Below are 12,566 nucleotides of genomic sequence, written 5' to 3' on the forward strand. Positions count from 1 at the left end.
GCACCGCCGTGCACTCCGAGGCCACCCCGAGGAGGTCCGCCCTCGCGGGCGCGGACGCTTCGTCAGGCGTTGACGCAGGTGTTGCCGAACGCGGGGTTCAGCAGGGCGATCACGTTGATCGTGTTGCCGCAGACGTTGACCGGGACGTTCACCGGAACCTGGACGAGGTTCCCGGAGACGACGCCGGGGGAGCCGATGGCCTGGCCCTCGGCGGCCGAGTCGGCCATGGCGGGGGAGGCGGCACCGGCGGCCATCAGAACGCCCGCGGCCAGCACCAGTGCCTTCTTGTACGTCATTTGTTTTCGATCCTTCCCGCAGAGGCGTATCCACTGCACAAATAACAACGAGCGGGTCCGGCAAAAGAAACCGCGAGTTTTGTCGGGCGGCCGCGCATTCCACTCCGATGGCGACGAGCTGAATATCGATCGGGGTACGGAATTGGCGGGCGGATTTCCGGCCGGGCGCGGTAATGCGAGTGCCCTCACACGCGGCGAGGCCGCCGCGACCCGAAGGTGCGGCGGCCTCGTTCCCCGGACTCGGCCGGGGGAATGCCCACGTACGGGGCGGCGGTCAGCTGCCGGCGGAGGCGTTGCCGGAGAGGACCGGGATGTTGCTGAGGATGTGCGACAGGGCCTCGTCACCCTTGGCCTGGGTGGAGTTCTCGGTGCACTGCTGGTTCTGCGGGCTGGACAGGACCGGGATGTCCTGGACGCCGACGTTGACCAGGGCCAGCACCGACTGCACGTTGGCCTTGGCCGGCAGGGCGATGCAGGGCTTGTTGAAGGAGCCCTGGATGAGCGCCATCTGCGGGCTCATGTTGCCGTACGTGGCCTGGTTGCCGTAGATCTGCGCCGAGTTGTTGCCGTTGGCGGTGTTGATGCCGCCGTCGTTGCCGATGGCCATGGCCGACGGGGCCATCGCGGCACCCAGACCCACGACGGAGGCGGCAACCGCTGCGCCGGCTACAAACTTCTTGATCATTGTCGTCCCTTTTTTGCAGGATTGCCCGGTACTGGAGCACCCGGATCAACGGCGCTGCCCCGGCTCGGGTTGCGTGTCTTCACTCGGATGCCGAAGTTTCGGGCGCCGCGGTTGACGTCGGGCGTTGACGTCGGAGGCGTCTGGCGGGGGCGGGTGTCGCGGGTGAGGCCGTTCGTCGGGGCGTCGTCCCCGGCGGGCCGGCCTCTTCCGGAGTCCGTTTTCCCTTTCGGTTCCGAGCGGTGGAGCACCTCCCATAACGACCCGCCCACTTTGAGGGTGCGAGTTATCGCCCAAAAGGCCGTACGAGCGAGTCCGACGTGATTTCCAGCCTGATTTCTGACAAAGTTCACTCCTGTTTTGTTCCCCTGATCGAAAATGGAGACAGGGTCATGGGTTCCTCCCGCAGAATCCTCGGCGCGCTCGGTCTGCTGTCCTGCCTCACACTTTCGGCGAACGTTCCGGCGGCCGGTGCCACGGTCCCCGCCGGCCCCCGCGCCGCCGACGTCACCGTCAAGGAACAGGCCCGGATCCCCTTCACGCAGCGTTACCAGGCCGTGCTGCGCGGCGGGCTGGTCCGGGCGTCGAACTCCGGGATCAGCTGTCGCGGGGAGGAGAACCGGCAGGCCGAACCGTGTGCCGAGGTGCAGCGCGGCGCCGCGGGGGTCAACAGCGACTACGAGATGTTCTACAGCGAGGTCGACAAGGACCCCGACACCTACAACTCCACCCGGGCCGAGCTCAAGGTCCCGCAGGGCGCGAAGGTCGCGTACGCCCGGCTGTACTGGGGCGGGAACCTGCGGGTGGGCGAGCAGAAGCCGCCGGAGGACAACGGTCGCGTGCTGGTCGCCGAGCCGGGCGGCGCGTACAAGGAAGTCCTCGCGGACACCGTGATCGGTCACCACAACGACGCCGGGAGCGATGCCTACCAGGCCTCGGCGGACGTGACCCCGCTGGTCCGCAAGGGCGGCGCGGGGATGTGGACGGTCGCCCAACTCAACATCGCGATGGGGCACTCGGCCGTGGGCGCCTGGGGCGGCTGGACGCTGGTCGTGGCCTACGAGCACCCGCAGGAGCCGCTGCGCCGGGTCTCCGTCCACGACGGTTTCGAGGGGCTGGCCGCAGGGGTGGGCGAGGCGGCCGGGGAGACGGTGGAGGTGGCCGGGCTGGACGCGCCGGCCGGGTCCGCCGGCAAGGCCGGGGTGGTCGCCTACGACGGGGACCGGGGGGTCCTGGGGGACTCGCTGACGGTCACGGCGGACAGCGGTCGGCGCGTGAGTCTCAGTGATTCAGAAAATCCTTTTAATGATGTTATGAATTCCACCATCACGGAATTCGGACGTCCCTCGTTCGTGCGACAGCCCGAACATGTGAATGCCCTCGGATATGACGCGGACGTGTTCGATCTCGGTCCCGCCCTGTCCGGTGGTGCCCGCAGCCTGAGTTTCAAGTTCACGGGCGAAAGTCAGGGCCAATTCCTCGGTGTGCTCTTCGTTCAGACAGACGCGCGCCGCTGAACGTAGGAGATCACTCCACGTGTCGACCAACCGTTCGACGACACATTCGTCCCCAGCAGAACTCCGCACCGTCCTCCACCTCGTCCAACCCGTCGACGGCGGGGTCGCCCGGGTCGTCACCGACCTGGCCCGGGCACAGGCCACCGCCGGACTGCGCGTCGTCGTGGGCTGCCCGCGCGGCGGCCGGCTCGCCGACGACGCCCACGACGCCGGCGCCGAGGTGATCACCTGGCGCGCCGGGCGGTCACCCGGGCCGGGACTGCCCGCCGAGGTGCTCGGCGCCGCGCGGCTGATCCGCCGCGTCCGCCCCGACCTGCTGCACGCCCACAGCGCCAAGGCCGGACTGGCCGGGCGGCTGGCCGTACGCGGCGCCGTGCCCACCGTGTTCCAGCCGCACGCGTGGTCCTTCGACGCGGTGGGCGGGGCCACCGCCGCGCTCGCGCTGCGTTGGGAAAGGTTCGGCGCCCGATGGGCCGACCGGGTGCTCTGCGTCAGCGAGGCGGAACGCCGAGCCGGCGAGGCCGAGGGGATCACCGCCCGGTGGTCCGTCATCCGCAACGGCGTGGACATCGACCACTTCCGGCCCGGCGACGCCGACCGCGACCGGGACCGGGCGGCGGCCCGCGCCGAACTCCCGCTGCCCCCCGAGTTCCGGGGCGACGCGCCGCTCGTCGTCTGCGTGGGCCGGCTCTGCCCGCAGAAGGGCCAGGACATCCTGCTCAAGGCCTGGTCGGAACTGCGGGACACCGTCCCGGACGCCCGACTGGCCCTCGTCGGGGACGGCCCCGACGCCGAACGGCTGCGCCTGGGGGCCCCGCCAGGGGTGCTCTTCGCGGGCGCCGCCTCCGACATCCGACCGTGGCTTCGGGCCGCCGATCTCGTTGTACTGCCGTCGCGGTGGGAAGGCATGGCGCTCGCCCCGCTCGAAGCCATGGCCTGCGGTCGCCCGGTCCTGGTCTCCGACGTCAGCGGTGCCCGGGAAAGCCTGCCGCCCGGCCAGGGACGGCTGTGCCTGGTGCCACCGGAGGACCCGACGGCACTGGCCAAGGCCCTCTCCGGGCTGTTGGCCGAACCGCGGCTGCTCGCCGAACTCGGGGAGCGGGCCCGGGAGCACGCCCGGACCGACTTCGACGTACGGCGGACCACGGACGCGGTCACCGGCCTGTACCACGAACTGCTGGGCAGGCCCCGGCCCTTGAACCAGGAGCGCATCAGCCGATGACGATGGACAGCGCACCCGCCCGGCACACCGGGCAGGGCGGCACGGGGCCCGCCGGAAGCAGCGCCTTCGCGCCCGCGCCTCACACACCAGCCCGCCGTTCCGTGACCGCCATCCACCCCCCGCGCGGGCCCCAGGCCGAACCGGCCAGGACCGCCGTCCGGCCGAGGCGGGCCCGCCGCCGCGACCGGGTCGCAGCGCTGCTGACCACCGACGCGCTGGCCGCCGTGCTCACCGTGTCGGCCGTACCCGGTCTCAACCTTCCCGGGGAGGCCGTCCCGCCCCTCGCGGCCCTGCTCCTCGCGCTGCACGCGCAGGCCGGGCTGTACCGGCCGCGGCTCGCGCCCTCCGCGCTGTTCGAACTGCCCGCGCTCGCCGGTCGGGCCGTCGTCCTGTGGTGCGGGGCCGCCGCCGTCCTCGCGGCCTTCCACCCCGGACGGGCCATGGGGTGGAGCGTGCTGCTCGCCACCGTCTGCCTCCAGGTCCTCCTGGTCTGCGCGGGCCGCGGCCTCGTGAACCAGCTGCACCGGCGGGCCGCGCTGCGGGCACCCGCCTCCGCGCTGGTCGTCGGACCCGGCGCGGGCGCCGGGGCGGTCGCCTCCGCCCTCCACGGGCGCCCCGAGTACGGACTGCGGCCCGTCGGGATCGCCGACACCGGCGCCACCGACGGGGAACACGCCCCCCTGCCGGTGCTCTCCACCCACGAGGACGTCCGGCGCGCCGTCATCCAGAACTCCGTGCGGCACGCCGTCTTCACCCGCCCCCCGGAGGCCGACGAGCGCACCGCCTCGCTGGTGAGGCTCTTCCACGACCACGGCTGCCGGCTCTGGCTCGCCGACCCGGCCGGCACCGCCAAGGTCACCGGCATGCGGGTGGCGCAACCGGCAGACCAGCTGTGGGGGTACGCGGTGCAGCCGCTGCTGCCGCGCCCGTCCCGGCCCCTGGAGCGGTACGCGAAGCGGATCATCGACTCCTCGCTCGCCGCGCTCGCCCTGCTGTTCGCCGCGCCCGTGATGGCCGCCTGCGCCCTGGCCGTACGGCTCGTCGACGGACCCGGCGTGATCTTCCGGCAGGAGCGGGTCGGGCTGTACGGGCGCCCCTTCACCCTGTTGAAGTTCCGCACCCTGAGCGCCGATCCGCACGAGTCCGCCACCCGGTGGACGGTCGCCGGCGACCGCCGGATGAGCCCGGTCGGCTCCTTCCTGCGCAAGTCCTCGCTGGACGAGCTGCCGCAGCTGTGGAACGTCGTACGGGGTGACATGAGCCTGGTCGGTCCGCGCCCCGAGCGGCCGTTCTTCGTCGCCAAGTTCAGCAGCGTGCACCCCGGTTACGAGGCCCGCCACCGGATGCCCGTCGGGATCACCGGACTCGCCCAGATCAACGGACTGCGCGGGGACACCTCCATCGAGGACCGGGCCCGCTTCGACAACCACTACATCGACACCTGGTCGCTGTGGCAGGACCTGTGGATCCTCGCCCGCACCGCGGCCGGGTTCTTCCGATTCCGGCTGGGGGGCAGCTGAGCATGAGCCTTGCCGTATCGAGCCCCCGGGTACGCCCGGACGTGGGCGGGGCGCTGCGCCGGCACTGGCCGCTGCTGCCGCTCGCCGCGACCGTCCTGTTCCTCCTCGCCCCGCTGCCGGCGGGCGACGCCACGACCTCGGGCAAGGTCGGCCCGGCCGACGCCGCCTCGCTGCTGCTCGTCCTCGTGTGCGCCGTACAGGCGCTGCGCGGCCGGGTACGGGCGCTGACCCCGCTCGGCGCGGCCGTCCTGGGGCTGCCCGCCGTGGGGCTCGCGGTCGCGACGGTGACCGCGGGGGACCCGTACGCGGCCCTGCCCGGGTTCGTGCGCTACCTCCAGGTCTTCGTGCTGGTCCCGGCGGCGATCGTGCTGCTGGTGCGCGACGCCCGCGAGTTCCGGCTGGCCGCCGCCTGCTTCGTGGTGCTGGCGCTGGTCCAGGGAGCCGTCGGCGTCGTGCAGTTCGCGACCCGCACGGGCGCCTCGTACCAGGGCGAGGACATCCGCGCCGTGGGCACCTTCGGCCCCGGTGACGTCATGGGCATGGCCACGGTGGTCGCGTACGGGCTGATCGTGGCGACCGCCGCCGCGCTGGCGCCGGGACTGCCGCGCCGGGTCCGGCGGGCGGCGGCCGGTTGCGCGCTCGCCCTGGTCCTGCCGTTGGTGCTGTCCTTCAGCCGGGGCGCCTGGATCGCCACCCTCGGCGCGGCCGTGCTGGTCATGGCGATCGCCGGGATCCGGCGGGCGCTCAAGGTGCTGGTGGCGCTGGTCGCGCTCGGGGTGGTGCTCGTCGGCGGGCTCGGGGTGGGCTCCGAGATGGTCGCGGAACGGCTGACCTCGATCACCCAGGTCTCCGACGCCCCCGACCAATCGGTCACCGACCGCTACACCATGTGGGCCGCCGCCGAGTCGATGTGGCGCGAGCGGCCCGCGGCCGGCGTCGGCCTCAAGGGCTTCCCGGCCAACCGGGACGGCCACTCCGGACTGGCGCTGTCCGCCGGCAGCGACACCGCCGGCGCGGGTCAGGCGTTCATCAAGCAACCGCTGCTGTCCCCGCACAACATGTACCTGCTGGTGCTCAGCGAGCAGGGGCTGATCGGGTTGATCGCGATCGCCGGCGGCTGGGCGGTGCTGCTGGTCGCGGGCGTCCGCCGCTGCGCCTCGGGCCGAGGGGACCTGGACTGCGGGTTGATCGCCGTGGGGCTGCTGGTGTGGCAACTGACCGACTTCCTCTACGCGGACATCGGCGGGCCGTCCACCGTGCTGACCGGGGTGATCATCGGGCTCGCCGCCTGGTGGGCGCTGTCCTCCCGGGGCGACCCGGAGGGCGCCCCCGCGAGCGGCACCGGACGGGGCCGACCGGCCGTCGCGTGGCCGGCCGGCCGATGACGGGCGCCACGCCCCGGCGGCCCGCGGCCGCGGCGACGGACCTCGCCGCGGCAGCGGGCCGTCCGCCGCAGCCGGCGCAGCCGGACGCCGCCCGGGGCGCCGGAGCCCACGGGGACCGGGGCCGGGTGATCGCCTCCGGGGGCCCCGCCGTCGCGGGGGCGACCGCCGCCGCGGAATCCGAGGGCCCCGCCGCCGTCCGGGCGCGAGCCGGGCGGGGATCCGGCTCCGCCGACCCCGGCGCGTCCGCCCCCCTGGGCCGCTACCTCGCCAAGGCCGCCGCCGTCACCGCCGGTCTCACCGCCGCCGGGGCGGTGTTCGGACTCGTACGCGACCAGACCATCGCCCACCTCTTCGGAGCCGGGCACGACAGCGACGCGTTCCTCATCGCCTGGACCGTCCCCGAGATGGCCTCGACGCTGCTCATCGAGGACGCCATGGCGCTGCTGATGGTGCCCGCCTTCAGCCACGCCCTGGCCCGCCGGGCCGCCGACCGGGCCGGGCTCACCCGCAAGGAGGCCCGCGCGCAGGACCCCGTACGGCTGCTCGTGGGCGCGACCCTGCCGCGGCTGCTGGTGCTGCTGGCCGCCGTGGCCTCCGTACTGATCGTCGCCGCGCCGCTCGTCGTGGGCATGCTCGCGCCCGGGCTGCCCGATCCCGACCTCGCCGTCCAGTGCACCCGGCTGACCGCCCTGACCGTGATCACCTTCGGGATCGCCGGCTACTTCAGCGCCGCGCTGCGGGCCCACAGATCCTTCCTGCCGCCCGCCGCGATCTACGTCTCGTACAACGTGGGGATCATCGGCGCCATGGTCGCCCTGCACGCGCTGTGGGGAGTGCGGGCCGCCGCGGCCGGGGTCGCCCTCGGCGGGGCGCTGATGGTGCTCGTCCAACTGCCCGCGTTCATCCGGAACGTGGGCTTCGGACCGTCCCGGGCCAAGGGGGCCCCGCGCAGCCGGCGCGACCGGGACCGGCCCACGCTCCTCGCCTTCGGGCTGATCGCCCCCGTCATCTTCTTCGCCGTCTTCCGGCAGTCCCAGGTCCTGGTCGAACGGTTCCTGGCCGCCTCGCTCCCGTCCGGCGCCATCTCGCACCTGAACTACGCGCAGAAGGTCGCGCAGATGCCCATGGTGCTGTCCCTGATGATCTGCACGGTCACCTTCCCGGTCGTCGCCCAGGCCATGGCCGGCGGCGAACGCGAGAAGGCCCGGCGGCGCGTCGAACGGGACCTGGCCCTCGCCTCCCTCGCCGTCCTCATGGGCACCGCCCTCGTCATCGGGTACGCGCCCCAGATCATCCAGGTCCTCTTCGAACGCGGCGCCTTCACCCACCGGGACACCCTGGCCACCGCCTCGGTGATGCGGGTCTACGGCCTCGGGCTCCTCGGCCACTGCCTCGTCGGGGCGCTGTCCCGGCCCTTCTTCTCGACCGCCCGGCCCACCTGGTTCCCGGCGCTCGCGATGGGAGCCGGACTGCTCGTCAACATCGTCTTCGGAGCCTTCGCCGTCGGCTGGTGGGGGACCTACGGGATCGCCGCCGCCAACGCCGCCGGCATCTCCACGACCGCCGCCCTGCTCCTCACCGGACTCGGCTCCCGGATCGTCGCCATCCAGGTCCGCCGGGTCGCCGTCAGCATCGGCCGCCTCGCGGTCGCCGCCGTCGCGGCCTGCGGCACCGGCTGGATCGCCGGGCCCATGATCCCCGACCCGCTGCTCAGCGCCGCGCTCGGCTGCCTGCTGGTCCCGGCCATGTTCGGAGCCACCGGAATGGCCATGCGGGCACTGGAAGTCACCGTGCTGCCCGCCCAGATCGCCCAGCTCACCTCCCAGCTCACCCAGAGGTTCCGCAATGCCCGCTGACACCGACGCGACGCCCGCCGCCGTGCTGGTCCCCGCCCGCCGGACCGCATCGCCGTGGGTCCTGATGTACCACTCGGTCGCCGAGTTCACCGACCCCGCCGAGGACCCGTACGGGATCACCGTCACCCCCCGCGCGCTGGAGGCCCAGCTGCTGTGGCTGCGCAGCCGGGGCCTGCGGGGGGTCTCCGTCGGCGAACTGCTCCGGGCCCGCGCGGCCGGGCGCGGGGCCGGACTCGTCGGACTCACCTTCGACGACGGGTACACCGACTTCCTCACCCGGGCGCTGCCCCTGCTGAACCGCCTCGACTTCACCTCCACGCTGTTCGTGCTGCCGGGGCGGCTCGGGGTGGACAACGTGTGGGACCCGCTGGGCCCCCGCAAGCCCCTGCTCACCGCCGAGGGCATCCGCGAGGTCGCCGCCGCCGGGCAGGAGATCGGCTCGCACGGGCTGCTCCACCAGGACCTCACCGCCGCTCCCGACGACGTCCTGCGGCAGGAACTGAGCGGCAGCCGCGACCTGCTGCGGGAGCTGACCGGGACGCTGCCCGAAGGGTTCTGCTACCCGTACGGGCACCTCGACGCGCGGGTCGTGGACGCCACCCGGTCCGCCGGGTACGGCTACGCGTGCGCCATCGACCCCGGCCGGCTCGCCGGTCCGCACGCCCTGCCCCGCACGCACGTCAGCCAGGCCGACGGCGGGGCACGGCTGCGGATCAAGCAGTTGCGGCACCGGCTGCGGGAGCTGCGCAGGGGGGTGGCCGCCCGATGAACGCGACGGACGCGATGGACGCGACGAATGCGACGGACGCGATGAAGTCGCTCAAGGTGCTGCACGTCATCACCGGCCTGGGCGTCGGGGGAGCCGAGCAGCAACTGCGGCTCCTGCTGCGCCACATGCCCATGCGGTGCGACGTGCTGACCCTGACCAACCCCGGGCAGGTGGCCGAGGGGCTGCGGGCCGACGGGGTGCGGGTCGTCCACCTCGGGATGAAGGGGAACCGGGACCTCGGGGCACTGCCCAGGATGGTGCGGTTCATCCGGCGCGAGCGCTACGGCCTGGTCCACACCCACCTGTACCGGGCCTGCCTGTACGGGCGGCTCGCGGCCCGGCTCGCGGGCGTGCGCACGACCGTGGCCACCGAACACTCCCTCGGTGAGGGCGAGATCGAGGGCCGCCGGCTCTCGGCCGGCGTCCGGGCCCTGTACCTGGCGGGCGAGCGCCTGGGCTCGGCGACGGTGGCCGTCTCCGACACCGTGGCGACGCGGCTGGAGGGCTGGGGAGTGCCGGCCGCGCGCATCCACGTCGTACCGAACGGGATCGAGGCCGTCCGCTTCCGCTTCGACGACGGCGTGCGCCGGGCCACCCGGGCCCGCGCCGGACTCCCGGAACGGGCCTTCGTGGTGGGCGGGGTCGGGCGGCTCGTGCCGGGCAAGCGGTTCGACGTGCTCGTACGGGCCGTGGCCGCGCTGCCCGGGGCCCACCTGCTGCTGGCCGGCGACGGCCCCGAACGGGCCGCGCTGCGACGGCTCGCCGCCGACCTCGGTGCCCAGAGCCGGATCCACCTGCTGGGGGAGCGGGACCCGCTCGGCGACAGCGCGGACGGGCGGACGCCCGGCATCCCCGCCCTGCTGGCCGCGATGGACGTCTTCGTGTCCCCGTCGCGGGAGGAGGCCTTCGGGCTCGCGGTCGTCGAGGCGCTCGCCGCCGGACTGCCCGTCCTGCACGTCACCTGCCCGGCCATCGACGACCTGCCCGCGGCGCAGGCGCCGGGGGCCCGGCGGATCGGCACCGGGACGCAGGAGCTGGTCGCCGCGCTGCGCGGACAGATGGAGGCGGGAGCCGGCCGGTTGCCGGCGCCGCCCGTGGTGCGGCGGTACGACATCGCGCGGAGCGCGGAGCGGTTGCTCTCGGTCTACGCCGCCGCGTTGGCCCTGCCGCCCGGGGAGGGCCGCGGCCCCGTCCCGGGCCCGGGTGCCGGTTCGGAACCGGGCGGGGTGGGGGCGCTGTCCGCTCCGGGGCCGCTGTCCGCTCCGGGGCGCCGGCCGGGGGTCGTACGCACGCCCGGCCGGGGCGACGGCTGATCAGTCCTACCGCAGGGGCCCCGGAGCGGGGCCGAAGGAAGTTCCCTCCACTCAGGAAGCGAGCACGCACATGGCCGACACCGCCGACCAGAAGAAGTCGGACCAGAAGAGGCCCGATCAGAAGAGGCCCGACCAGAAGCAGCCGGACCAGAGGAAGTCGGACCAGAGGAAGTCCGACCACCGTTCCGCGAAGAAGGCGCGGACGCGGTCGCTGCCGCCGCCGGCGTGGTGGCCGTTGCCCGCCTGCGCGCTGTTGGGGCTGGCCGCCGGCGGCGCGTACGGGGTGCTCAAGGCGCCCGAGTACGCCGCCACCAGCTACGTCGTCGCCGTCCCGGACGACACCACCGAACCGGCCACCGCCCTCGGCTTCGCCCAGGCCTACGCCCGGATCGCCACCAGCAACTCCACCCTCGCCTACGCCCAGCCCCGCGCCGGCGTCAACGCCCACCGGCTGCGGACCCAGGTGCGCGCCGAGACCTCCCCCGAGTCCCCGATGATCGCCATCACCGGCACCTCGAAGAGTCCGGCGGAGGCCGCCGACATCGCGAACGCGGTCGCCGACGCCCTGTCGCTGAGCAGCAACCAGGCCGCCAAGAACACCGGCGTGCAACTGCTGCTGTTCAACCAGGCCGTCGCACCGACCGACCCGGCCTCGGCCTCCGCGTCGCTCAGCGGGGCCGTCGGATTCTGTGCCGGCGGGCTCGTCGGCGGCCTGTGGATGCTGGCCCGACCCGGACGCCGGCGCACCGACGAGGTCGTCGACGAGGTCGTCGAGGACGCGAGCGGCCCCGTGGCCGGCGAGTTCGCGACGCTGCCCGCGCAGGGCGAGCACACCACGGCCAAGGAGAAGGAGTCCGTGCGATGAGTTCGGGCTCCGCCGGGGGCCTGTCGGTGACGCTCTGCCGGGACCCCCGGCAGTTCGCCGCGTTGGAGGAGTCGTGGAACCGGCTCGTCCGCGGCTGCCCCACCGCCACCCCCTTCCAGAGTCACGCCTGGCTGCACTCCTGGTGGCTGTCGTACGGGAAGGAGGGCCGGCTCCGGCTCGTCCTCGTGCGCCGCGGCGACGAGCTGGTCGGCGTCGCCGCGCTGATGCTCGTACACCGGCCGCTGCCGCTGTTGGTGCCGCTGGGCGGCGGGATCACCGACTACTTCGACGTGCTCGTGGACCCCGAGCACGCCGGTCAGGTCGTTCCGGCGCTGGCCCGCGGGCTGCACCGGGCCGCCCGGGGCGCGGTCGTCGACCTCCGCGAGGTGCGGCCCGGGGCGGTCGCCGAGGCCGTGTTCGAGGCCTGGCCCGGGGCCCGGGCCAGGCTCACCGACTCCACCTGCATGGAGCTGCCCGCGCTGCCCTTCGACGAGCTCGTCAGGCGCATGCCCTCCTCCGGTGCCCAGCGGGTGCGGGCCAAGCTCCGCAAGACCGACGCGGCCGGGATCGAGGAACACGACGTCACCGAGCAGGAGGTTCCGCGCGCCGTGCGGACGCTGCTGCGGCTGCACGAGAAGCAGTGGCGCGGACGCGGGGTGACGCCCGAACACCTCAAACCGCGCTTCGCCGAGCACCTGACGCGGGCCGTCCGGCGGATGGTGCGCGTCGGGGAGGGCCGACTCACCGAGTTCCGGCTGGACGGGAACGTGGTCGCGGCCAATGTCACGCTGCTCTCGGCGGCACTGAGCGGCGGATACCTGTACGGGGCCGACCCGGACCTGCGCGACCGCAAGGTGGACATCGCCACGCTGTTGCTGCGCCACGAGGCCGGCCGGGCCCTCGCGGAGGGGCGGCCCGTGGTGAGCTTCCTGCGCGGCAACGAACCGTACAAGAACCACTGGCGGCCCGAAACGGTGGTCAACCAGCGGTTCCTGCTGGCCACCAGCGCGCTCGCGCCCCTGCTGCGACTGCACGAGTCGCAGGTGTCGGGACGCGAGCGGGCGGTGGACGCGCTGCGCGAGGCGCTGCCGGCCGCCAGGGACTGGCGGGCGCGGCTCAACGAACTGCGGGTGCGATGACG

The 12,566-nt window shown here is 73.8% G+C and carries 11 protein-coding genes; 9 read left to right on the forward strand and 2 right to left on the reverse strand.

Going from position 1 to position 12,566, the window contains the following annotated elements; all coding sequences use genetic code 11:
* Positions 1 to 62 precede the first annotated feature (62 nt).
* A complete protein-coding gene (locus ACIRO3_RS20625) occupies positions 63 to 296 on the reverse strand; it encodes a chaplin (RefSeq protein WP_404138712.1) in 234 nt (77 codons plus the stop codon).
* A 274-nt stretch (positions 297 to 570) separates the two neighbouring features.
* A complete protein-coding gene (locus tag ACIRO3_RS20630; protein ID WP_053679627.1) occupies positions 571 to 981 on the reverse strand; it encodes a rodlin in 411 nt (136 codons plus the stop codon).
* A gap of 317 nt (positions 982 to 1,298) precedes the next feature.
* On the opposite strand from ACIRO3_RS20630, the gene ACIRO3_RS20635 reads away from it, so the two are divergent.
* From ACIRO3_RS20635 to ACIRO3_RS20675, 9 genes are all read left to right on the forward strand, one after another.
* On the forward strand, positions 1,299 to 2,495 hold the full coding sequence (locus tag ACIRO3_RS20635; RefSeq protein WP_404138717.1) for a DUF3344 domain-containing protein: 1,197 nt from the start codon (positions 1,299 to 1,301) through the stop codon (positions 2,493 to 2,495).
* Between the two features lie 19 nt (positions 2,496 to 2,514).
* Positions 2,515 to 3,717, forward strand: coding sequence for a glycosyltransferase (locus tag ACIRO3_RS20640; protein ID WP_404138720.1), 1,203 nt, complete (start codon positions 2,515 to 2,517; stop codon positions 3,715 to 3,717).
* Complete coding sequence (locus ACIRO3_RS20645; protein ID WP_404138723.1) at positions 3,714 to 5,237, forward strand: exopolysaccharide biosynthesis polyprenyl glycosylphosphotransferase; 1,524 nt, start codon at positions 3,714 to 3,716, stop codon at positions 5,235 to 5,237. The genes ACIRO3_RS20640 and ACIRO3_RS20645 overlap by 4 nt, the downstream gene beginning before the upstream one ends.
* A 2-nt stretch (positions 5,238 to 5,239) precedes the next feature.
* Complete coding sequence (locus ACIRO3_RS20650) at positions 5,240 to 6,622, forward strand: O-antigen ligase family protein (protein ID WP_404138726.1); 1,383 nt, start codon at positions 5,240 to 5,242, stop codon at positions 6,620 to 6,622.
* Positions 6,619 to 8,478: a murein biosynthesis integral membrane protein MurJ gene (gene murJ, locus ACIRO3_RS20655; RefSeq protein ID WP_404138729.1), complete on the forward strand. Its 1,860-nt coding sequence runs from the start codon at positions 6,619 to 6,621 to the stop codon at positions 8,476 to 8,478. Before ACIRO3_RS20650 ends, murJ begins: the two co-directional genes overlap by 4 nt.
* On the forward strand, positions 8,468 to 9,247 hold the full coding sequence (locus tag ACIRO3_RS20660; RefSeq protein ID WP_366000131.1) for a polysaccharide deacetylase family protein: 780 nt from the start codon (positions 8,468 to 8,470) through the stop codon (positions 9,245 to 9,247). The genes murJ and ACIRO3_RS20660 overlap by 11 nt, the downstream gene beginning before the upstream one ends.
* On the forward strand, positions 9,244 to 10,560 hold the full coding sequence (locus ACIRO3_RS20665; RefSeq protein ID WP_404138731.1) for a glycosyltransferase: 1,317 nt from the start codon (positions 9,244 to 9,246) through the stop codon (positions 10,558 to 10,560). The genes ACIRO3_RS20660 and ACIRO3_RS20665 overlap by 4 nt, the downstream gene beginning before the upstream one ends.
* Positions 10,561 to 10,630: 70 nt before the next feature.
* On the forward strand, positions 10,631 to 11,425 hold the full coding sequence (locus ACIRO3_RS20670) for a lipopolysaccharide biosynthesis protein (protein ID WP_404138734.1): 795 nt from the start codon (positions 10,631 to 10,633) through the stop codon (positions 11,423 to 11,425).
* Positions 11,422 to 12,564 (forward strand): GNAT family N-acetyltransferase, encoded by a 1,143-nt coding sequence (locus ACIRO3_RS20675; RefSeq protein WP_366149111.1) that lies wholly within the window; start codon positions 11,422 to 11,424, stop codon positions 12,562 to 12,564. The genes ACIRO3_RS20670 and ACIRO3_RS20675 overlap by 4 nt, the downstream gene beginning before the upstream one ends.
* The last annotated feature ends 2 nt before the right edge of the window (positions 12,565 to 12,566 follow it).

The sequence above is a fragment of the Streptomyces sp. NPDC102278 genome (genome assembly GCF_044766345.1).
Lineage (GTDB): Bacteria > Actinomycetota > Actinomycetes > Streptomycetales > Streptomycetaceae > Streptomyces.

What these genes read in the sequence shown, in the direction of transcription:
- ACIRO3_RS20650 (WP_404138726.1), top strand. Translation starts at nt 5,240, where the DNA reads ATGAGCCTTGCCGTATCGAGCCCCCGGGTACGCCCGGACGTGGGCGGG.
- murJ (WP_404138729.1), top strand. Translation starts at nt 6,619, where the DNA reads ATGACGGGCGCCACGCCCCGGCGGCCCGCGGCCGCGGCGACGGACCTC.
- ACIRO3_RS20670 (WP_404138734.1), top strand. Translation starts at nt 10,631, where the DNA reads ATGGCCGACACCGCCGACCAGAAGAAGTCGGACCAGAAGAGGCCCGAT.
- ACIRO3_RS20660 (WP_366000131.1), top strand. Translation starts at nt 8,468, where the DNA reads ATGCCCGCTGACACCGACGCGACGCCCGCCGCCGTGCTGGTCCCCGCC.
- ACIRO3_RS20665 (WP_404138731.1), top strand. Translation starts at nt 9,244, where the DNA reads ATGAACGCGACGGACGCGATGGACGCGACGAATGCGACGGACGCGATG.
- ACIRO3_RS20645 (WP_404138723.1), top strand. Translation starts at nt 3,714, where the DNA reads ATGACGATGGACAGCGCACCCGCCCGGCACACCGGGCAGGGCGGCACG.
- ACIRO3_RS20625 (WP_404138712.1), bottom strand. Translation starts at nt 296, where the DNA reads ATGACGTACAAGAAGGCACTGGTGCTGGCCGCGGGCGTTCTGATGGCC.
- ACIRO3_RS20675 (WP_366149111.1), top strand. Translation starts at nt 11,422, where the DNA reads ATGAGTTCGGGCTCCGCCGGGGGCCTGTCGGTGACGCTCTGCCGGGAC.
- ACIRO3_RS20630 (WP_053679627.1), bottom strand. Translation starts at nt 981, where the DNA reads ATGATCAAGAAGTTTGTAGCCGGCGCAGCGGTTGCCGCCTCCGTCGTG.